The organism is Pseudomonas yamanorum (genome assembly GCF_900105735.1).
Taxonomy (GTDB): domain Bacteria; phylum Pseudomonadota; class Gammaproteobacteria; order Pseudomonadales; family Pseudomonadaceae; genus Aquipseudomonas; species Aquipseudomonas yamanorum.
Genome location: NZ_LT629793.1, coordinates 2,530,024 through 2,549,471, shown reverse-complemented (window position 1 = coordinate 2,549,471; position 19,448 = coordinate 2,530,024). Strand labels below are relative to the sequence as shown.

The following is a 19,448-nucleotide window of genomic DNA, read 5'->3' as shown; positions in this document are numbered from 1 at the left end:
TTGGCGTGTCTGGGGTACGCGAATTTTTACAGCATGCGACGACGCTCGGATGCTGGCGGTGTGATCGGGAATGCTCCTGCTTTCCGGACGACAGTCACCGCGTTTTTGGCCGGTTGTCGGCTGAAAGCAGTAACGACCAGGATCGTTGAATTGACGTGAGTTGGGTCCGGGCCTGTATTGGGGCTCAACGAGTTTGGCAAGACTCAGGAGGGTTTTGCCGAACGTCCTTAAGAGTGCAAAGACTTATGGCAAAGCGTGACTATTACGAAGTGTTGGGTGTGGAGCGCGGCTCCAGCGAGGCGGACCTGAAAAAGGCTTACCGTCGCCTGGCGATGAAGCACCACCCGGACCGTAATCCGGACAACAAAGAATCCGAAGAGCTGTTCAAAGAGGCCAACGAGGCCTACGAATGCCTGTGTGATCCAAACAAGCGTGCGGCGTACGATCAGTACGGTCATGCCGGTGTCGACCCAAGCATGGGCGGTGGCGGTGCGGGTTTTGGTGGCCAGAACTTCTCCGATATTTTCGGCGACGTGTTCAGCGATTTCTTTGGTGGGGGCCGCGGTGGCCAGCGTGGCGGTGCCCAGCGCGGTAGCGACCTACGTTACACCTTGGAGCTGAACCTGGAAGAAGCGGTGCGTGGCACTAGTGTCAATATCCGTGTTCCGACGCTGGTCAATTGCAAACCGTGTGACGGTTCGGGGGCAAAGAAAGGCTCTTCGCCGATCACTTGCCCGACCTGCGGCGGTATCGGCCAGGTGCGCATGCAGCAAGGCTTCTTCTCGGTGCAGCAAACCTGCCCGCGCTGCCATGGCCAGGGCAAGATCATTTCCGATCCGTGCGACTCGTGCCACGGCGAAGGGCGTGTCGAAGAGTACAAGACCCTCTCGGTGAAAGTGCCAGCGGGTGTTGATACCGGTGACCGCATTCGTCTGTCGGGTGAAGGCGAGGCGGGCACGCAGGGCGGCCCGACGGGCGACCTGTACGTGGTGATCAATGTGCGCGAGCACTCGATCTTCCAGCGCGACGGCAAGCATCTGTTCTGTGAAGTGCCGATCAGCTTTGTCGACGCGGCCCTGGGTGGCGAGCTTGAGATTCCGACGCTGGACGGTCGGGTCAAGCTGAAGATTCCGGAGGGCACGCAGACCGGCAAGCAGTTCCGTATCCGTGGCAAAGGCGTTGCGCCGGTGCGCGGTGGTGGTGCTGGTGACTTGATGTGCCGTGTGGCGGTAGAGACTCCGGTGAATCTGGGGCGTCGTCAGCGCGAACTGTTGGAAGAGTTCCGCAGCTCCCTGGCCGGCGATGATACCCATTCGCCAAAAACCACTGGCTGGTTCGAAGGCGTAAAGCGTTTCTTCGGCGACCTGTAAGGAAGTGAGTATGCGACGTATCGCGGTGATGGGCGCTGCCGGGCGTATGGGCAAGACCCTGGTCGAGGCTGTGCAGGCCCGCTCGCCGGCCTCCGGGTTGACGGCGGCGATTGTTCGTCCCGGCAGCACCTTGATTGGTGCGGACGCGGGTGAGTTGGCGTCCTTGGGGCGGATCGGCGTTTCGTTGTCCGGCAATCTGGAGCAGGTTGCCGACGAGTTCGACGTGCTGATCGACTTCACCCTGCCGGGCGTGATGCTGAAAAACCTGGCGTTCTGCCGCAAGGCGGGCAAGGCCATGGTGATCGGCACGACCGGTCTGAGCGCTGAGCAAAAACAGCTGCTGGTGGAGGCGGGCAAGGATATTCCTATCGTGTTCGCGGCCAATTTCAGCGTCGGCGTCAATCTTTCGCTGAGGCTGCTCGACATGGCGGCGCGCGTGATGGGTGATGAGGCTGACATCGAGATCATCGAGACTCATCACCGGCACAAGATCGATGCGCCGTCGGGTACGGCGTTGCGCATGGGTGAGGCGATTGCCGATGCCCTTGGGCGGGATCTGTCGAAGGTGGCGGTGTATGGTCGTGAAGGTCATACCGGGGCTCGCGCCCATGACACCATCGGTTTTGCCACCGTTCGCGGCGGTGACGTGGTGGGCGATCACACCGTGCTGTTCGCGACCGAGGGTGAGCGTCTTGAGATTACCCACAAGGCGTCGAGCCGCATGACGTTCGCCAAGGGTGCCGTACGTGCGGCGCTGTGGCTGGACGGTCGTACGCCGGCCTTGTACGACATGCGTGACGTGCTGGATCTGCATTAAGAAGTAGCTAAAACGGGGGCTCAGGAATATCCTAAGCCCCCGTTTTTACCCGCTAAGCGACGTCCTGTCGCATTCCCCTGCCTTTAAGGCTCATTAGCGGTGGACCAAAAATGCCTTTTTCTGTAAGCTACAGCTTTAGTGTGTCCACTAAAAGCGCGCAGAATAATTCAGTGAAGAAGCGGGGTGACGTGTCCATACGTCACTCCGCTTTTTTACAACCTGCGATCGCCCTTTCAGGCTTTATTTACGGGAGGTCTTCTTGACTAAGCCAGCCATACTCGCCCTTGCTGATGGCAGCATTTTTCGCGGCGAAGCCATTGGAGCCGACGGTCAGACCGTTGGAGAGGTGGTGTTCAACACCGCCATGACCGGCTATCAGGAAATCCTTACTGATCCTTCCTACGCCCAACAGATCGTTACCCTGACCTATCCGCACATCGGCAACACCGGTACTACGCCGGAAGACGCCGAGTCTGATCGTGTCTGGTCGGCTGGCCTGGTCATCCGTGACCTGCCACTGGTAGCGAGCAACTGGCGTAACACGATGTCCCTGTCCGATTACCTGAAAGCCAACAACGTTGTGGCGATCGCCGGTATCGATACGCGTCGCCTGACACGCATCCTGCGTGAAAAAGGTTCGCAGAACGGCTGCATCATGGCCGGTGACAACATCTCCGAAGAAGCAGCGATTGCAGCGGCCCAAGGTTTCCCTGGCCTGAAAGGCATGGACCTGGCGAAAGTCGTCAGCACCAAGGAAAAGTACGAGTGGCGCTCCACTGTCTGGGACTTGAAGACCGACAGCCACGCGACCATCGAAGCTTCCGAGTTGCCGTACCACGTTGTGGCCTACGACTACGGTATCAAGCACAACATCCTGCGCATGCTGGTCGAGCGCGGTTGCCGCGTGACCGTGGTGCCGGCGCAAACCCCGGCCAGTGATGTACTGGCCTTGCAGCCGGACGGTGTGTTCCTGTCCAACGGCCCCGGTGACCCGGAGCCTTGCGATTACGCCATCAAGGCGATCAAGGAAGTGCTGGAAACCGAGATTCCGGTATTCGGTATCTGCCTCGGCCACCAGTTGCTGGCCCTGGCCTCCGGCGCCAAGACCCTGAAAATGGGCCACGGCCACCACGGTGCCAACCACCCGGTACAGGATCTGGACACTGGCATCGTGATGATCACCAGCCAGAACCACGGTTTTGCAGTGGATGAAGCGACCTTGCCGGGCAACGTCCGGGCGATTCACAAGTCGCTGTTCGACGGTTCCCTGCAAGGCATCGAGCGCACCGACAAGAGCGCGTTCAGCTTCCAGGGCCACCCTGAAGCAAGCCCGGGCCCGAACGACGTAGCGCCGCTGTTCGACCGTTTCATCAATGAGATGGCCAAGCGACGCTAAGTGAGCGGCCCGAGGGTGGCCCGGGAAACCGGCGGCCCCCTCGGGCTCTTCAAAGATTGTTCAAGACGGCTTGCCGACTGACCTGCGGATTTGAGTGACAAACCCATGCCAAAACGTACAGACATAAAAAGCATCCTGATTCTCGGCGCTGGCCCGATCGTGATCGGCCAGGCCTGCGAATTCGACTACTCCGGCGCCCAGGCCTGTAAAGCCCTGCGCGAAGAGGGTTACCGCGTCATCCTGGTGAACTCCAACCCGGCCACCATCATGACCGACCCGGACATGGCCGACGCCACCTACATCGAGCCGATCAAGTGGCAGACCGTTGCCAAGATCATCGAGAAAGAACGTCCGGACGCGTTGCTGCCAACCATGGGTGGCCAGACTGCCCTGAACTGCGCACTGGACCTGGAGCGCGAAGGCGTCCTGGAGAAGTTCGGCGTAGAGATGATCGGCGCCAATGCCGACACCATCGACAAGGCTGAAGACCGTTCGCGTTTCGACAAGGCCATGAAGTCCATCGGCCTTGACTGCCCGCGTTCCGGTATCGCCCACAGCATGGAAGAGGCCAACGCGGTCCTCGAACGCCTGGGCTTCCCGTGCATCATCCGCCCGTCCTTCACCATGGGCGGCACCGGCGGCGGTATCGCTTACAACCGTGAAGAGTTCGAAGAAATCTGCGCCCGCGGCCTGGACCTGTCGCCGACCAAAGAGCTGCTGATCGACGAATCCCTGATCGGCTGGAAAGAATATGAGATGGAGGTTGTCCGCGATAAGAAGGACAACTGCATCATCGTCTGCTCCATCGAAAACTTTGACCCGATGGGCGTGCACACCGGTGACTCGATCACTGTTGCGCCAGCACAGACCCTGACGGACAAGGAATACCAGATCATGCGTAACGCCTCGTTGGCGGTATTGCGTGAGATCGGCGTGGAAACCGGTGGCTCCAACGTCCAGTTCGGCATCTGCCCGGACACTGGCCGTATGGTTGTGATCGAGATGAACCCGCGTGTATCGCGCTCTTCGGCGCTGGCATCGAAAGCTACCGGCTTCCCGATTGCGCGCATCGCTGCCAAACTGGCGATCGGTTACACATTGGACGAGCTGCAGAACGAAATCACGGGCGGTGCAACACCGGCGTCCTTCGAGCCGTCGATCGACTACGTCGTCACCAAGCTGCCACGCTTCGCTTTCGAGAAATTCCCGAAAGCCGACGCCCGCCTGACCACTCAGATGAAGTCGGTCGGTGAAGTCATGGCCATCGGCCGGACCTTCCAGGAGTCCCTGCAGAAAGCCCTGCGCGGCCTGGAAGTGGGCGTTTGCGGTCTGGATGAGAAACTCGACCTGAGCAACCCGGAAAGCATGAGCGTGCTCAAGCGCGAGCTGACCGTGCCGGGTGCAGAGCGTATCTGGTACGTGGCCGATGCTTTCCGCGCCGGCATGACCGTCGAAGACATCTTCGGCATGAACATGATCGACCCGTGGTTTCTGGTACAGATCGAAGATCTGATCAAGGAAGAAGAGAAGGTCAAGACCCTCGGTCTGTCCTCCATCGACCGCGACCTGATGTTCCGCCTCAAGCGCAAAGGCTTCTCCGACATGCGTTTGGCCAAGCTGCTGGGCGTGACCGAGAAGAACCTGCGCACCCATCGCCACAAGCTGGATATCTTCCCGGTCTACAAGCGCGTTGATACCTGCGCGGCCGAGTTCGCCACCGACACCGCGTATATGTACTCCACCTACGAGGAAGAGTGCGAAGCAGCGCCGTCGGGCCGCGACAAAATCATGATCCTGGGTGGCGGTCCAAACCGTATCGGCCAGGGCATCGAGTTCGATTATTGCTGCGTACACGCCGCTCTCGCCCTGCGCGAAGACGGGTACGAGACCATCATGGTCAACTGCAACCCTGAAACTGTTTCCACCGACTACGACACCTCCGACCGTCTGTACTTCGAGCCGGTAACGCTGGAAGACGTACTGGAAATCTGCCGCGTCGAGAAGCCAAAAGGCGTGATCGTCCAGTACGGCGGCCAAACCCCGTTGAAACTGGCTCGCGCACTCGAAGCTGCTGGCGTACCGATCATCGGCACCAGCCCTGACGCTATCGACCGTGCTGAAGACCGTGAGCGCTTCCAGCAGATGGTTGAGCGCCTGAACCTGCGTCAGCCGCCAAACGCCACTGTGCGCAGCGAAGACGAAGCGATCCGCGCAGCCAGCAAGATCGGTTACCCGCTGGTGGTGCGTCCGTCCTACGTACTGGGCGGACGGGCGATGGAAATCGTCTACGAAGAAGACGAACTCAAGCGTTACCTGCGTGATGCGGTAAAAGTGTCCAACGACAGCCCGGTGCTGCTGGATCACTTCCTCAATTGCGCCATCGAGATGGACGTGGATGCGGTCTGCGACGGCACCGACGTGGTGATCGGCGCGATCATGCAGCACATCGAACAGGCTGGCGTTCACTCCGGTGACTCCGCTTGCTCGCTGCCGCCATACTCGCTGCCTGCGCACATCCAGGACGAGATGCGCGAACAGGTCAAGAAAATGGCCCTGGAACTGGGCGTGGTCGGCCTGATGAACGTACAGTTGGCGCTGCAAGGCGAAGACATCTACGTCATCGAAGTCAACCCGCGCGCCTCGCGTACCGTGCCGTTTGTTTCCAAGTGCATCGGTGTTTCCCTGGCGATGATTGCTGCCCGTGTGATGGCTGGCAAGACCTTGAAGGAAATCGGTTTCACCAAGGAAATCATTCCGAACTTCTACAGTGTGAAAGAGGCGGTGTTCCCATTCGCCAAATTCCCTGGCGTGGACCCGATCCTGGGCCCAGAGATGAAGTCCACCGGTGAAGTGATGGGCGTGGGCGATACCTTCGGTGAAGCATTCGCCAAAGCCCAGATGGGCGCCAGCGAAGTGCTGCCGACCGGCGGTACTGCGTTCATCAGCGTGCGCGATGATGACAAGCCACTGGTTGCAGGCGTGGCCCGTGATCTGATCAACTTGGGCTTCGAAGTCGTGGCTACTGCCGGGACCGCCAAGCTGATCGAGGCTGCCGGCCTGAAAGTACGTCGCGTGAACAAGGTGACGGAAGGCCGTCCACACGTAGTCGACATGATCAAGAATGACGAAGTCACCCTGATCATCAACACCACTGAAGGTCGTCAGTCGATCGCGGACTCCTACTCCATTCGTCGTAACGCCTTGCAGCACAAGATCTACTGCACCACTACCATTGCTGCTGGCGAAGCTATCTGCGAGGCGCTCAAGTTCGGTCCTGAAAAAACCGTGCGTCGCTTGCAGGATCTACACGCAGGATTGAAGGCATGATCAAATACCCAATGACCGTTCAGGGCGCAAAAGCCCTGGAAGAAGAACACGCCCACCTGACCAAGGTCGTCCGTCCGAAGCTGAGCCAGGACATCGGTACGGCCCGGGAATTGGGTGATCTGAAGGAAAACGCTGAATATCATGCTGCCCGCGAGCAGCAAGGTATGGTCGAGGCGCGGATCCGTGACATCGAAGGCCGCCTGCAGAACTCGGTGGTTATCGACGTCACGACCATCCCGCATACCGGCAAGGTGATTTTCGGCACCACCGTGGAAATCGCCAACGTCGAGACTGACGAAAGCGTGGTTTACCACATCGTGGGTGAAGACGAGGCCGACTTCAAACTCGGCAAGATCTCCGTCGGTTCGCCGCTGGCCCGCGCCTTGATTGCCAAGGAAGAGGGCGATGTGGTGGCCGTCAAGACGCCTGGTGGCGTGATCGAGTACGAGATTGTCGAAGTTCGTCACATCTGAAAGACGGCGCCCGCTTCGTGCGGGCGCCATGCTTTGGCAGTTTGCCCAGATGCTTTGGGTTGGCGGCCTATGGCTGTTACATATTGGTGTACTGCCGGCGCTGGGCCTGATTGGCCTGGCACCGTTGCTGATCGATGAGGTCAGCGGATTATTAAGCGCGTTGCTGGTGGGTTTTGCAGCGGCGTGCGTGACGCTTCAGGCGCTGGTGCTGATCAAGGCCGAAGGCTTGGAGAGTATGTGGCGGGATATTCGCGGGCAACTGCTGTTGATGGCGCTGTATGCGTGCGCGATGTTTTGCGTGGTACGCATCTTTCTGCCGGAAGCGTTGCGCTGGCAGCTGTTCAGCTATCTTGTGCTAGGGTTTTCCGGATTGGTGCTGGTTGTACAGCCGGCGCCAGGATGGAGTGGCAGGGCGTGCGAAACACGCCCTTGACCCTTGTTTCACTTGAAGCGGTGTACGTTCGACAGTTGCTTGTTGGCGCTGAAGTTCTTGCGATACAGCAGTGCCATCTTGCCGATGACCTGAACCAGGTCCGCTTTGCCAGCCTTGCACAGTTCTGCAATGGCTGCCAGGCGCGCCTCGCGATCAAGGATGCTGACCTTGATCTTGATCAGCTCGTGATCGCCCAATGCGCGTTCAAGTTCGGCTAACACACCTTCAGTCAAACCGTTGTCAGCCACAATCAAAACTGGTTTCAGATGGTGGCCAATGGATTTGTACTGTTTCTTCTGCTCTTGAGTGAGCGGCATAATCTGACCCCTGCGTCTGATCTTGTAAAAAGCGGCGGCCAGTTTACCCGAGCGAGTCCGGGACCGCCCAGTTAATCACGACCCGTTTTATTTTCGAGGTGGCCCGTGGCCCGTTCCAAAACTAGCCTTAAGTGGCTGCAAGAGCATTTCAACGACCCTTACGTCAAAATGGCGCAAAAGGATGGCTACCGTTCCCGGGCCAGCTACAAGCTGCTGGAGATCCAGGAAAAGGACAAGTTGATCCGTCCTGGCATGAGTGTTATCGACCTGGGTGCCGCCCCGGGTGGCTGGTCCCAGGTGACCAGTCGTCTGATTGGTGGGCAAGGTCGTTTGATCGCTTCCGATATTCTGGAAATGGACAGCATCCCCGACGTGACCTTTGTTCACGGCGATTTTACCCAGGATGAAGTACTGGCACAGATCCTGGAAGCCGTCGGAAATTCGCAGGTAGACCTTGTGATTTCCGATATGGCCCCCAATATGAGTGGATTACCGGCTGTTGATATGCCGCGAGCCATGTTCCTGTGCGAATTGGCACTGGATCTGGCGGGACGGGTACTGCGTCCGGGTGGTGACTTCTTGGTCAAGGTCTTCCAGGGTGAAGGCTTCGACGAGTATCACAAGAACATCCGCAAGCTGTTCGACAAGGTACAGACACGCAAGCCTGACTCTTCCCGGGACAGGTCCCGTGAGCAGTATTTGCTGGGTCGCGGGTTCCGTGGCATTGAAGGCGCTGCCAGTGAAGAGCGTTTTTGAGAAATTTGACGGAGGCGATAGGTTTTTTTATATCGCTTTCGTCACGAAGCTTTACGAATATTGTGTAGTCAAAGTTTCACAAAGGGTTACAGACGGCGCCTGCCAGAGTTGTAGGTAATGTAGTAAGTTAGGCCGGTGAATATCATGCGAAGCACGCGCCAGTAGCGGAGCTTGCTTCAGAGGGTAGTTAATTGAACGATATGGCAAAGAATCTGATCCTGTGGTTGATCATCGCGGCTGTCCTCGTGACGGTGATGAACAACTTCTCCAGCCCTAACGAGCCGCAGACCCTCAACTATTCCGACTTCATCCAGCAAGTTAAGGATGGCAAGGTCGAGCGCGTAGCAGTTGATGGCTACGTGATTACCGGCAAACGCAACGATGGCGACAGCTTCAAGACCATCCGTCCGGCAATCCAGGACAATGGCCTTATCGGCGACCTGGTGGATAACCACGTAGTCGTCGAAGGCAAGCAGCCTGAGCAGCAGAGCATCTGGACCCAGCTTCTGGTGGCCAGCTTCCCGATCCTGGTGATCATCGCCGTGTTCATGTTCTTCATGCGCCAGATGCAAGGTGGTGCGGGAGGCAAGGGCGGGCCGATGAGTTTCGGCAAGAGCAAGGCGCGCCTGCTCTCCGAAGACCAAGTGAAAACTACCCTGGCTGACGTTGCCGGTTGCGACGAAGCCAAGGAAGAAGTGGGCGAACTGGTTGAATTCCTGCGTGATCCGGGCAAGTTCCAGCGCTTGGGTGGTCGTATTCCTCGCGGTGTGCTGATGGTTGGCCCGCCAGGTACCGGTAAAACCCTGTTGGCCAAGGCCATTGCCGGCGAAGCCAAAGTACCTTTCTTCACCATTTCCGGTTCCGACTTCGTCGAAATGTTCGTCGGTGTCGGTGCCAGCCGTGTTCGCGACATGTTCGAACAGGCCAAGAAGCACGCCCCGTGCATCATCTTCATCGATGAAATCGACGCCGTTGGTCGCCATCGTGGCGCCGGCATGGGCGGCGGTCATGATGAGCGTGAGCAGACTCTTAACCAGTTGCTGGTTGAGATGGACGGTTTCGAAATGAATGACGGCATCATCGTAATCGCCGCAACCAACCGTCCAGACGTGCTCGACCCTGCGCTGCTGCGTCCGGGCCGTTTCGACCGTCAGGTTGTGGTCGGTCTGCCGGACATCCGTGGTCGTGAACAAATTCTGAAAGTGCACATGCGCAAAGTGCCAATGGGCGACGACGTGGCTCCGGCCGTGATTGCCCGTGGTACTCCAGGCTTCTCCGGTGCCGACCTTGCCAACCTGGTGAACGAAGCGTCGCTGTTCGCTGCCCGTACCGGCAAGCGCATTGTTGAAATGAAAGAGTTCGAGCTGGCGAAAGACAAGATCATGATGGGCGCCGAGCGCAAATCCATGGTCATGTCCGAGAAAGAGAAGCAGAACACTGCCTATCATGAGGCTGGTCACGCCATTGTTGGTCGCGTCGTGCCTGAGCATGACCCTGTCTACAAAGTATCGATCATTCCGCGTGGCCGGGCGCTGGGCGTCACCATGTTCCTGCCGGAAGAGGATCGCTACAGCCTCTCCAAGCGTGCCTTGATCAGCCAGATCTGCTCGCTGTATGGCGGCCGGATCGCGGAAGAGATGACCTTGGGCTTTGATGGTGTTACCACCGGCGCGTCCAACGACATCATGCGTGCGAGCCAGATTGCACGGAACATGGTGACCAAGTGGGGTCTGTCGGAAAAACTCGGTCCTTTGATGTATGCCGAGGAAGAAGGCGAAGTATTCCTGGGTCGCGGTGGTGGCGGTCAAGCTGCCAGCTTCTCCGGTGAGACAGCCAAGCTGATCGACTCCGAAGTGCGCAGCATCATTGACCAGTGCTACGGTACGGCCAAGCAGATCCTCACCGATAACCGCGACAAGCTCGACGCCATGGCTGACGCCCTGATGAAGTACGAGACCATTGATGCCGATCAGATCGACGACATCATGGCCGGCCGTACGCCTCGCGAGCCTCGCGATTGGGAAGGTGGTTCGGGTACTTCGGGCACGCCTCCAGTGGTACAGAACGAACGCCCTGAAGCCCCAATCGGCGGCCCGGCTGCTGACCATTAAGGTTTGAAATGACTTCTGCGTTGTCCTCGACCCGGTTGCCTTGCGGCAGCCGGGTTCTTGATTTGGCCCGTACGCACGTGATGGGCATTCTTAACGTTACCCCTGACTCCTTTTCCGATGGCGGTCGCTTCAGTCAGCTTGATGCTGCGTTGCGCCATGCGGAAGCCATGGTGGCTGCCGGGGCGACCTTGATTGACGTGGGCGGCGAGTCGACCCGTCCCGGGGCTCGCGCGGTTTCTCCCCTTGAGGAATTGGAGCGTGTAGCGCCGATTGTCGAGCGCATCCATCGAGAGCTTGATGTCATCATTTCTGTCGACACCTCGACACCGGCCGTCATGCGTGAAACCGCGCGGCTGGGTGCAGGGTTGATCAACGATGTGCGCTCCCTGCAGCGTGATGGTGCTCTGGATGCAGCTGCCGCAACGGGGTTGCCGGTTTGCCTGATGCATATGCTCGGTGAGCCGGGCACGATGCAGGACGACCCGCATTACGACAACCTGGTCGGTGAAGTGAAAGATTTCCTTGTCGAGCGCATGGCTCAATGCGCCGCAGTGGGGATTGCCCCCGAGCGGATAATCCTCGATCCGGGATTTGGTTTTGCCAAAACCTTGCAGCACAATTTAAGCCTGTTCAAGCATATGGAATCCCTGCATGCCCTTGGTCGCCCTTTGTTGGTCGGGGTTTCGCGTAAGAGCATGATAGGTCTGGCGTTGAATCGTCCGGTGGGTGAGCGGCTGCATGGCGGCCTGGCACTTGCGGCACTTGCTGTGGTCAAGGGTGCACGTATCTTGCGCGTCCATGACGTGGCCGAGACGATAGATGTAGTGCGGATGATCGCAGCGGTTGAATCAGCCGAATAAGAATGATGGAGCACTTATGACTAAAAAGTATTTTGGTACCGATGGCATTCGCGGTCGGGTTGGCGAATTCCCGATTACTCCCGATTTCATGCTCAAGCTGGGCTGGGCCGCCGGGATGGCGTTCCGCAGCATGGGTGCCTGCCGCATTCTGGTGGGGAAGGACACGCGTATCTCGGGTTACATGTTTGAGTCCGCGCTGGAGGCAGGGCTGTCCGCTGCCGGCGCTGATGTGATGTTGTTGGGGCCGATGCCTACGCCAGCGATCGCTTACCTGACGCGTACCTTTCACGCTGAGGCCGGTATCGTGATCAGCGCTTCGCACAATCCTCACGATGACAACGGCATCAAGTTCTTCTCGGGCCAGGGCACCAAGCTGCCGGACGAGATTGAGCACATGATCGAAGAATTGCTCGATGCGCCGATGACCGTCGTCGAGTCGAGCAAGCTGGGCAAGGTTTCGCGGATTAACGACGCCTCTGGTCGTTACATCGAATTCTGCAAAAGCAGCGTGCCAAGCAGTACCAATTTTGCCGGGCTGAAAGTCGTCATCGACTGTGCTCACGGCGCGACCTACAAAGTAGCGCCGAGTGTGTTCAAGGAGCTTGGCGCAGACGTTACTGTGCTGTCGGCTCAGCCCAATGGTTTGAACATCAACGACAATTGCGGCTCGACCCATATGGGGCAATTGCAGGCGGCTGTCCTGGCTGAGCATGCCGACTTGGGTATCGCGTTCGATGGCGATGGTGATCGGGTATTGATGGTCGACCATACGGGCGCAATCGTTGATGGCGACGACCTGTTGTTCATCATTGCTCGCGACTTGCACGAGCGTAACAAGCTGCAAGGCGGTGTCGTCGGCACCCTGATGAGCAATCTTGGCCTGGAGCTGGCCCTGGCAGATCTGAGTATTCCGTTTGTGCGCGCCAATGTCGGTGATCGCTACGTGATCGCTGATCTGCTGGAGCGTAATTGGCAGGTGGGTGGTGAAAACTCCGGGCATATCGTCTGCTTCCAGCACACGACTACCGGGGATGCGATCATCGCGGCGCTGCAGGTGCTGCTGGCGCTGCGTCGTCGCGAAGAAAGCCTGGCCCAGGCACGGCAGGCGCTGCGCAAGTGCCCTCAAGTACTGCTCAACGTGCGCTTTGCAGGTGGTGACAACCCTATCGAGCATCCTGCGGTGAAAGAGGCCAGCGAGCGCGTCACTGCCGCCATGGCGGGTCGTGGCCGGGTCTTGTTGCGCAAGTCGGGCACAGAGCCTCTGGTGCGTGTCATGGTCGAAGGCGAGGACGAAACACAGGTTCGCGGCTATGCCGAAGAGCTGGCAAAACTGGTAACTGAAGTTTGCGCCTGAATTCGGCTTGCCAGTGATGATGTGGTTGGGTAACATCTGCGCCCACTTTGACCGACGAGGTACAGCATGCGTCGCACTATGGTAGCTGGTAACTGGAAGATGCACGGTACCCGCGCCAGTGTCGCTGAGCTGATCAATGGCCTTCGTCACTTGGCCTTGCCTAGCGGTGTTGATGTCGCGGTATTCCCGCCTTGCTTGTATATCAATCAAGTGATTGATGGCTTGAAAGGCAAGTCGATCCAGGTCGGCGCGCAGAACTCTGCGGTGGAATCCATGCAAGGTGCGTTGACCGGTGAGATTGCACCGAGTCAGCTGGTTGATGCAGGTTGTTCCCTGGTGCTTGTTGGGCACTCCGAGCGCCGCCAGATCATGGGCGAGCGTGATGGGACACTCAATCGCAAATTCGCAGCGGCACAGGCTTGTGGCTTGATTCCGGTGTTGTGCATAGGGGAGACCCTTGAACAGCGTGAGTCCGGTAAAACTCTTGAGGTTGTCGGGCGTCAGCTGGGCAGCATCATCGAGGAGCTGGGAGTCGGTGCCTTTGCAAATGCAGTAATCGCTTACGAGCCGGTCTGGGCCATTGGTACCGGGCTGACTGCTTCACCGCAACAGGCGCAGGATGTGCACGCAGCCATCCGCGCGCAGTTGGCGGCAGAGAATTCTGAGGTCGCACGAGGTGTGCGGCTTCTATACGGCGGCAGCGTGAAGGCGGCCAATGCGGTCGAACTGTTCGGCATGCCGGATATCGATGGGGGGCTCATTGGTGGAGCTTCCCTGAATGCAGATGAGTTCGGTGCGATTTGTCGCGCCGCGGGAAACTGAAAAAATGCTGGAAACAGTCATCGTTGTTTTTCATCTGCTGGGTGCACTGGGCGTAGTTGCTCTGGTTTTGCTGCAGCAGGGTAAAGGTGCGGACGCTGGTGCGTCTTTCGGGGCAGGTGCTTCAAATACTGTGTTCGGAAGCCAAGGTTCCTCTACCTTTCTTAGTAAGTTTACTGCTATACTTGCCGCCGGTTTCTTCATAACCAGCTTGGGGTTAGGTTACTTTGCTAAAGAGAAAGCTCATGTGCTGACTCAAGTAGGTCTCCCAAACCCAGCAGTGTTGGAAGTACCAAAAGCAAAACCGGCTTCTGATGATGTCCCGGTGCTTCAAGAGCAAAAGTCGGCTACTCCAGCGACTGACGTACCTCCAGCTCAAGAGCAGAAGTAAGAAGGTTGTAAACGCTGTATTGCCGAGGTGGTGGAATTGGTAGACACGCAACCTTGAGGTGGTTGTGCCCATAGGGTGTAGGGGTTCGAGTCCCCTTCTCGGTACCAATTATCAGGAGAGCCCGCTGTTGCGGGCTTTCTTGTAGGTGGAAGGTTACATTGACCCTGTAAGGGATCGGTCGTATACTTCCGCCCCAGCTTTGTCGCGGGGTGGAGCAGTCTGGTAGCTCGTCGGGCTCATAACCCGAAGGTCGTCGGTTCAAATCCGGCCCCCGCAACCAGTTTTAGCGGAGCCCCTTTTAAGGGGCTTTTTGTTAGCTGGACACTTTCAACGCCGCTGTTCGACGGCGTTTCAAGGATGGGCGTTTCGCCCATTTTTTTATTTTGCACAGCATGCACATACATGCACGAGGGGGTTCAGGTGTCGAGCAAGCTAGAAGAGTTGCAGGCCTTGTTGGCCCCGGTGGTCGTGGCCCTAGGCTATGAATGCTGGGGTATTGAGTTTTCGGCTCAAGGTCGCCACTCAATGTTGCGCGTTTATATCGATAAAGAGGGCGGCGTGCTGGTGGACGATTGTGCCATTGTCAGCCGTCAGATCAGCGGTGTCCTGGATGTTGAAGATCCGATCTCCGTTGAATACACCCTCGAAGTTTCCTCGCCTGGCATGGAACGCCCACTGTTCACTATTGATCAGTTTGCAAAATTTGCCGGTGAACAAGTGAAGATCAAGCTGCGCTCTCCCTTTGAAGGGCGACGCAACTTTCAGGGCCTTCTGCGCGGTGTAGAAGAGCAGGACGTCGTGGTGCAGGTAGAAGACCATGAGTTCCTGTTGCCGATCGATATGATCGACAAGGCCAACATTATTCCCAGTTTTGACTGAGACGCGGATCCCGCGGATCCAATGGCTTGCGAAAGGCGAGGCGTACGATGAGCAAAGAAGTACTGCTGGTTGTTGAGTCGGTATCCAATGAAAAGGGCGTACCGGCAAACGTGATTTTTGAAGCGCTGGAGCTGGCTCTGGCCACTGCTACCAAAAAGCGTTTTGAAGACGAAGTTGATCTGCGTGTGGAAATCAACCGCCACACCGGTGCCTACGAGACTTTCCGTCGCTGGACGGTCGTCGAAGAAGCCGATCTTGATGATCCGGCCATCGAAACCTGGCCGAGCAAGGTTGCTGAAACGCATCCGGGTGCCCAGGTCGGTGATGTCGTTGAAGAAAAGATCGAATCCATCGAGTTCGGCCGCATCGCTGCACAGACTGCCAAGCAAGTCATCGTGCAGAAGGTCCGCGAAGCCGAGCGCGCTCAAGTCGTTGACGCTTATCGCGAGCGCCTGGGGGAAATCATCTCCGGCACCGTGAAAAAAGTCACCCGCGACAACGTGATCGTCGACCTGGGTAACAACGCTGAAGCGTTGCTGGCCCGCGAAGACATCATTTCCCGCGAAACTTTCCGGGTTGGTGTGCGCTTGCGTGCATTGCTCAAGGAAATCCGCACCGAGAACCGCGGCCCTCAGTTGATCCTGTCGCGTACCGCGCCGGAAATGCTGATCGAGTTGTTCCGCATAGAAGTGCCGGAAATTGCCGAAGGCCTGATCGAAGTCATGGCTGCGTCCCGCGATCCGGGTTCGCGCGCCAAGATCGCGGTCCGCTCCAAGGACAAACGCATCGACCCGCAAGGCGCTTGCATTGGTATGCGCGGTTCGCGCGTCCAGGCAGTGTCGGGCGAATTGGGCGGTGAGCGTGTGGACATCGTCCTGTGGGACGATAACCCGGCGCAGTTCGTGATCAACGCAATGTCGCCTGCTGAAGTGGCGGCAATTATCGTTGACGAGGATGCCCATGCAATGGATATCGCCGTCGGCGCAGACAATCTGGCTCAGGCCATCGGTCGCGGTGGTCAGAACGTACGTTTGGCCAGCCAGTTGACCGGCTGGACCCTGAACGTGATGACTGAATCGGACATCCAGGCTAAGCAGCAAGCAGAAACCGGTGACATCCTGCGCAACTTCATCGACGAGCTGGAAGTCGACGAAGACCTGGCGCAGGTGCTGGTAGATGAAGGCTTCACCAGCCTGGAAGAGATTGCCTACGTACCGTTGGAAGAAATGCTCAACATCGACGGCTTTGACGAAGACACCGTCAACGAGCTTCGCGCTCGGGCCAAGGATCGTTTGTTGACTAAAGCCATCGCTACTGAGGAAAAGCTGGCAGACGCCCATCCGGCCGAAGACCTGCTCTCGCTTGAGGGTATGGACAAGGATTTGGCGATGGAACTGGCGGTGCGCGGCGTAATTACCCGCGAAGACCTGGCCGAGCAGTCTATTGACGACCTGCTCGACATCGACGGCATTGACGATGATCGTGCCGGCAAGTTGATCATGGCCGCCCGAGCCCATTGGTTCGAGTAATTAGGCGCGGCCTGAGGAGAGAAGTGCATGACGCAAGTCACGGTGAAACAACTGGCCGATGAGGTCAAAACACCGGTAGAGCGCCTGTTGCAGCAGATGCGTGAGGCAGGTCTGCCGCACACCGCCGCCGACGAAGGTGTAAGCGATAGTGAGAAGCAGTCTTTGCTGACTCACTTGAAGAGCAGCCACAAGGCGAAAGTGGAAGAACCGCGCAAGATTACATTGCAGCGCAAAACCACCAGCACCCTGCGTGTTGCTGGCAGCAAGAGCATCAGCGTTGAAGTACGCAAGAAGAAAGTCTTCGTACAGCGCAGCCCGGAAGAAATCGAAGCCGAGCGCAAACGCGAACTGGAAGAACGTCGCGCAGTAGAAAATGCTGCTCGTCAGAAGGCTGAAGAAGAAGCCAAGCGTCGCGCCGAAGAAGAAGCGCGTCGCCAGCCTGCTGCTGCGCAACCTGCTAACACTGAGGCCGTTGCTGCGCCTAGCGCGCCTGTTGAAGCTGTTCGTGAGGCCGCTCCGGTTGCCGCCGCGCCGGCTCCTGCAGCCGACGCTCGCAAACGCGAAGAACCTCGTCGTCCGGACAAACCACGTGCCGACGATAACAATCGTCGTGGCAGTGGCGATGGTGAGCGCAAAAACGCTCCACATCGTGCTTCGGTCAAAGAGAAGGCGCCAGCGCCACGCGTTGCTCCACGTACTACCGACGAAGAAAGCGACAGCTTCCGTCGCGGTGGTCGCGGCAAGGCCAAGCTGAAGAAACGCAACGCCCACGGTTTCCAGAGCCCAACCGGCCCTGTCGTGCGTGATGTGCAGATCGGCGAGACCATCACTGTTGGCGACCTCGCCAATCAGATGTCGGTCAAGGCTGCTGAAATCATCAAGTTCATGTTCAAACTGGGTACCCCAGCGACCATCAACCAGGTACTGGACCAGGAAACTGCCCAACTGGTTGCTGAAGAGCTGGGCCACAAAGTGACCCTGGTCAGCGACACCGCCCTGGAAGATTCCCTGGCCGAGTCCCTGAAGTTTGAAGGCGAGACCTTCTCCCGTGCACCAGTCGTGACCGTAATGGGCCACGTTGACCATGGTAAGACCTCGCTGCTCGACTATATCCGTCGTGCCAAGGTAGCTGCAGGCGAAGCCGGCGGCATCACCCAGCACATCGGTGCATACCACGTTGAAACCGAACGCGGCATGGTCACCTTCCTCGACACCCCTGGTCACGCCGCGTTTACCGCCATGCGTGCCCGTGGTGCCAAGGCGACTGACATCGTGATCCTGGTAGTTGCAGCGGACGACGGCGTAATGCCGCAGACCATTGAAGCTGTCCAGCACGCTAAAGCCGCTGGTGTTCCTCTGGTTGTTGCAGTGAACAAAATCGACAAGCCGGGCGCCGATCTCGATCGCATCCGTAGCGAACTGTCGGTTCACGGCGTGACTTCCGAAGAGTGGGGCGGTGATACGCCATTCGTTTCGGTTTCGGCGAAAGTCGGTACCGGTGTAGACGAACTGCTCGAAGCGGTCTTGCTGCAAGCCGAAGTTCTCGAACTGAAAGCAACTCCATCGGCCCCGGGTCGTGGTGTTGTGGTTGAATCGCGTCTCGACAAAGGTCGTGGCCCGGTTGCAACCGTTCTGGTTCAAGACGGTACCCTGCGCCAAGGCGACATGGTCCTGGTCGGTTCGAACTATGGCCGTGTACGTGCCATGCTCGACGAGAACGGCAAGCCAATCAAGGAAGCCGGTCCTTCCATCCCTGTCGAGATCCTCGGCCTGGACGGTACCCCGGACGCTGGCGACGAGATGAGCGTGCTGTCGGACGAGAAGAAAGCCCGTGAAGTGGCTCTGTTCCGTCAAGGCAAGTTCCGTGAAGTCAAGCTGGCCCGTGCTCACGCCGGCAAGCTGGAAAACATCTTCGAGAACATGGGCCAGGCAGAGAAGAAGACGCTTAACATCGTCCTCAAATCTGACGTTCGTGGTTCCCTCGAAGCGTTGAACGGCGCCTTGAACGGCCTGGGTAACGACGAAGTGCAAGTGCGTGTTGTCGGTGGCGGTGTCGGTGGTATCACCGAATCCGACGCCAACCTGGCACTGGCTTCCAACGCTGTACTGTTCGGCTTCAACGTGCGTGCCGATGCTGGCGCACGGAAGATCGTCGAGCAGGAAGGCCTGGACATGCGTTACTACAACGTCATCTACGACATCATCGAAGACGTCAAGAAAGCCCTCACCGGCATGCTTGGCAGCGACGTCCGGGAGAACATCCTGGGTGTGGCCGAGGTGCGTGACGTGTTCCGCTCGCCGAAATTCGGCGCGATCGCCGGTTGCATGGTTATCGAAGGTGTTGTGCACCGTAACCGTCCAATCCGTGTACTGCGTGAAGACATCGTTATCTTCGAAGGCGAGCTGGAATCCCTGCGCCGCTTCAAGGATGACGCTTCCGAAGTACGTGCCGGCATGGAATGCGGTATCGGCGTCAAGAGCTACAACGACGTCAAGGCGGGTGACAAGATCGAAGTCTACGAGAAGGTCCAGGTTGCTCGCAGCCTCTAACTCGCGCACTTCAAGGGCCACGCGGCGCCCGGGCATGCAAATGCCTGGCGCCGTGTTCGGACTCTA

At 58.1% G+C, this 19,448-nt stretch carries 16 protein-coding genes and 2 tRNA genes; 17 read left to right on the top strand and 1 reads right to left on the bottom strand.

Features of this window, described 5'->3' with window-relative positions; all coding sequences use genetic code 11:
• Nucleotides 1–245: 245 nt before the first annotated feature.
• The 6 genes from dnaJ to BLU46_RS12255 all read left to right on the top strand — a co-directional run bounded on the left by dnaJ (nt 246) and on the right by BLU46_RS12255 (nt 7,816).
• Nucleotides 246–1,370, top strand: coding sequence for a molecular chaperone DnaJ (gene dnaJ / locus BLU46_RS12280; RefSeq protein WP_063033218.1), 1,125 nt, complete (start codon nt 246–248; stop codon nt 1,368–1,370).
• A gap of 10 nt (nt 1,371–1,380) precedes the next feature.
• A complete protein-coding gene (dapB, locus tag BLU46_RS12275; RefSeq protein WP_093201999.1) occupies nt 1,381–2,187 on the top strand; it encodes a 4-hydroxy-tetrahydrodipicolinate reductase in 807 nt (268 codons plus the stop codon).
• Nucleotides 2,188–2,446: 259 nt separating this feature from the next.
• Nucleotides 2,447–3,583 carry a glutamine-hydrolyzing carbamoyl-phosphate synthase small subunit gene (gene carA, locus BLU46_RS12270; RefSeq protein WP_063033216.1) on the top strand — a complete coding sequence of 379 codons (1,137 nt, stop codon included), beginning with the start codon at nt 2,447–2,449 and terminating at the stop codon, nt 3,581–3,583.
• A 105-nt stretch (nt 3,584–3,688) separates the two neighbouring features.
• Complete coding sequence (gene carB / locus BLU46_RS12265) at nt 3,689–6,910, top strand: carbamoyl-phosphate synthase large subunit (protein WP_003212212.1); 3,222 nt, start codon at nt 3,689–3,691, stop codon at nt 6,908–6,910.
• Nucleotides 6,907–7,383 carry a transcription elongation factor GreA gene (gene greA / locus BLU46_RS12260; RefSeq protein ID WP_003212209.1) on the top strand — a complete coding sequence of 159 codons (477 nt, stop codon included), beginning with the start codon at nt 6,907–6,909 and terminating at the stop codon, nt 7,381–7,383. The genes carB and greA overlap by 4 nt, the downstream gene beginning before the upstream one ends.
• 28 nt (nt 7,384–7,411) lie before the next feature.
• Nucleotides 7,412–7,816 (top strand): hypothetical protein, encoded by a 405-nt coding sequence (locus BLU46_RS12255; RefSeq protein ID WP_063033215.1) that lies wholly within the window; start codon nt 7,412–7,414, stop codon nt 7,814–7,816.
• A gap of 8 nt (nt 7,817–7,824) precedes the next feature.
• Here the strand turns inward: BLU46_RS12255 and yhbY are convergent, their stop codons facing one another.
• Entirely contained in the window at nt 7,825–8,133 is a 309-nt protein-coding gene (yhbY, locus tag BLU46_RS12250; protein ID WP_003212205.1) for a ribosome assembly RNA-binding protein YhbY, read from the bottom strand.
• A gap of 105 nt (nt 8,134–8,238) precedes the next feature.
• Here yhbY and rlmE point away from each other — a divergent pair, with 105 nt between their 5' ends.
• The 11 genes from rlmE to infB all read left to right on the top strand — a co-directional run bounded on the left by rlmE (nt 8,239) and on the right by infB (nt 19,382).
• The gene (gene rlmE / locus BLU46_RS12245; RefSeq protein ID WP_003212203.1) at nt 8,239–8,889 is read left to right on the top strand and encodes a 23S rRNA (uridine(2552)-2'-O)-methyltransferase RlmE; all 651 of its coding nucleotides are present in this window, start codon (nt 8,239–8,241) and stop codon (nt 8,887–8,889) included.
• 200 nt (nt 8,890–9,089) lie between these two features.
• Nucleotides 9,090–11,000, top strand: coding sequence for an ATP-dependent zinc metalloprotease FtsH (gene ftsH / locus BLU46_RS12240; RefSeq protein ID WP_017478564.1), 1,911 nt, complete (start codon nt 9,090–9,092; stop codon nt 10,998–11,000).
• Nucleotides 11,001–11,008: 8 nt separating this feature from the next.
• Nucleotides 11,009–11,860: a dihydropteroate synthase gene (folP, locus tag BLU46_RS12235; protein ID WP_093201994.1), complete on the top strand. Its 852-nt coding sequence runs from the start codon at nt 11,009–11,011 to the stop codon at nt 11,858–11,860.
• A 16-nt stretch (nt 11,861–11,876) separates the two neighbouring features.
• On the top strand, nt 11,877–13,214 hold the full coding sequence (gene glmM / locus BLU46_RS12230) for a phosphoglucosamine mutase (protein WP_093201990.1): 1,338 nt from the start codon (nt 11,877–11,879) through the stop codon (nt 13,212–13,214).
• A 66-nt stretch (nt 13,215–13,280) separates the two neighbouring features.
• Nucleotides 13,281–14,036 carry a triose-phosphate isomerase gene (tpiA, locus tag BLU46_RS12225; protein WP_063033212.1) on the top strand — a complete coding sequence of 252 codons (756 nt, stop codon included), beginning with the start codon at nt 13,281–13,283 and terminating at the stop codon, nt 14,034–14,036.
• A gap of 4 nt (nt 14,037–14,040) precedes the next feature.
• Nucleotides 14,041–14,424 carry a preprotein translocase subunit SecG gene (secG, locus tag BLU46_RS12220; RefSeq protein ID WP_026078118.1) on the top strand — a complete coding sequence of 128 codons (384 nt, stop codon included), beginning with the start codon at nt 14,041–14,043 and terminating at the stop codon, nt 14,422–14,424.
• 21 nt (nt 14,425–14,445) lie between these two features.
• Nucleotides 14,446–14,531: transfer RNA gene (locus BLU46_RS12215), tRNA-Leu, on the top strand.
• A 96-nt stretch (nt 14,532–14,627) separates the two neighbouring features.
• Nucleotides 14,628–14,704 (top strand) — tRNA-Met (locus tag BLU46_RS12210).
• A 140-nt stretch (nt 14,705–14,844) separates the two neighbouring features.
• Nucleotides 14,845–15,303, top strand: coding sequence for a ribosome maturation factor RimP (gene rimP, locus BLU46_RS12205; RefSeq protein ID WP_003235029.1), 459 nt, complete (start codon nt 14,845–14,847; stop codon nt 15,301–15,303).
• Nucleotides 15,304–15,350: 47 nt separating this feature from the next.
• Nucleotides 15,351–16,832: a transcription termination factor NusA gene (nusA, locus tag BLU46_RS12200; RefSeq protein WP_003212187.1), complete on the top strand. Its 1,482-nt coding sequence runs from the start codon at nt 15,351–15,353 to the stop codon at nt 16,830–16,832.
• Nucleotides 16,833–16,859: 27 nt separating this feature from the next.
• Nucleotides 16,860–19,382, top strand: coding sequence for a translation initiation factor IF-2 (infB, locus tag BLU46_RS12195; RefSeq protein WP_003212186.1), 2,523 nt, complete (start codon nt 16,860–16,862; stop codon nt 19,380–19,382).
• Nucleotides 19,383–19,448: the final 66 nt, after the last annotated feature.

Coding starts and splice junctions, on each gene's coding strand:
- dnaJ (WP_063033218.1), top strand. CDS start 246: ATGGCAAAGCGTGACTATTACGAAGTGTTGGGTGTGGAGCGCGGCTCC.
- dapB (WP_093201999.1), top strand. CDS start 1,381: ATGCGACGTATCGCGGTGATGGGCGCTGCCGGGCGTATGGGCAAGACC.
- carB (WP_003212212.1), top strand. CDS start 3,689: ATGCCAAAACGTACAGACATAAAAAGCATCCTGATTCTCGGCGCTGGC.
- greA (WP_003212209.1), top strand. CDS start 6,907: ATGATCAAATACCCAATGACCGTTCAGGGCGCAAAAGCCCTGGAAGAA.
- BLU46_RS12255 (WP_063033215.1), top strand. CDS start 7,412: ATGCTTTGGCAGTTTGCCCAGATGCTTTGGGTTGGCGGCCTATGGCTG.
- yhbY (WP_003212205.1), bottom strand. CDS start 8,133: ATGCCGCTCACTCAAGAGCAGAAGAAACAGTACAAATCCATTGGCCAC.
- ftsH (WP_017478564.1), top strand. CDS start 9,090: ATGGCAAAGAATCTGATCCTGTGGTTGATCATCGCGGCTGTCCTCGTG.
- folP (WP_093201994.1), top strand. CDS start 11,009: ATGACTTCTGCGTTGTCCTCGACCCGGTTGCCTTGCGGCAGCCGGGTT.
- glmM (WP_093201990.1), top strand. CDS start 11,877: ATGACTAAAAAGTATTTTGGTACCGATGGCATTCGCGGTCGGGTTGGC.
- tpiA (WP_063033212.1), top strand. CDS start 13,281: ATGCGTCGCACTATGGTAGCTGGTAACTGGAAGATGCACGGTACCCGC.
- secG (WP_026078118.1), top strand. CDS start 14,041: ATGCTGGAAACAGTCATCGTTGTTTTTCATCTGCTGGGTGCACTGGGC.
- nusA (WP_003212187.1), top strand. CDS start 15,351: ATGAGCAAAGAAGTACTGCTGGTTGTTGAGTCGGTATCCAATGAAAAG.
- infB (WP_003212186.1), top strand. CDS start 16,860: ATGACGCAAGTCACGGTGAAACAACTGGCCGATGAGGTCAAAACACCG.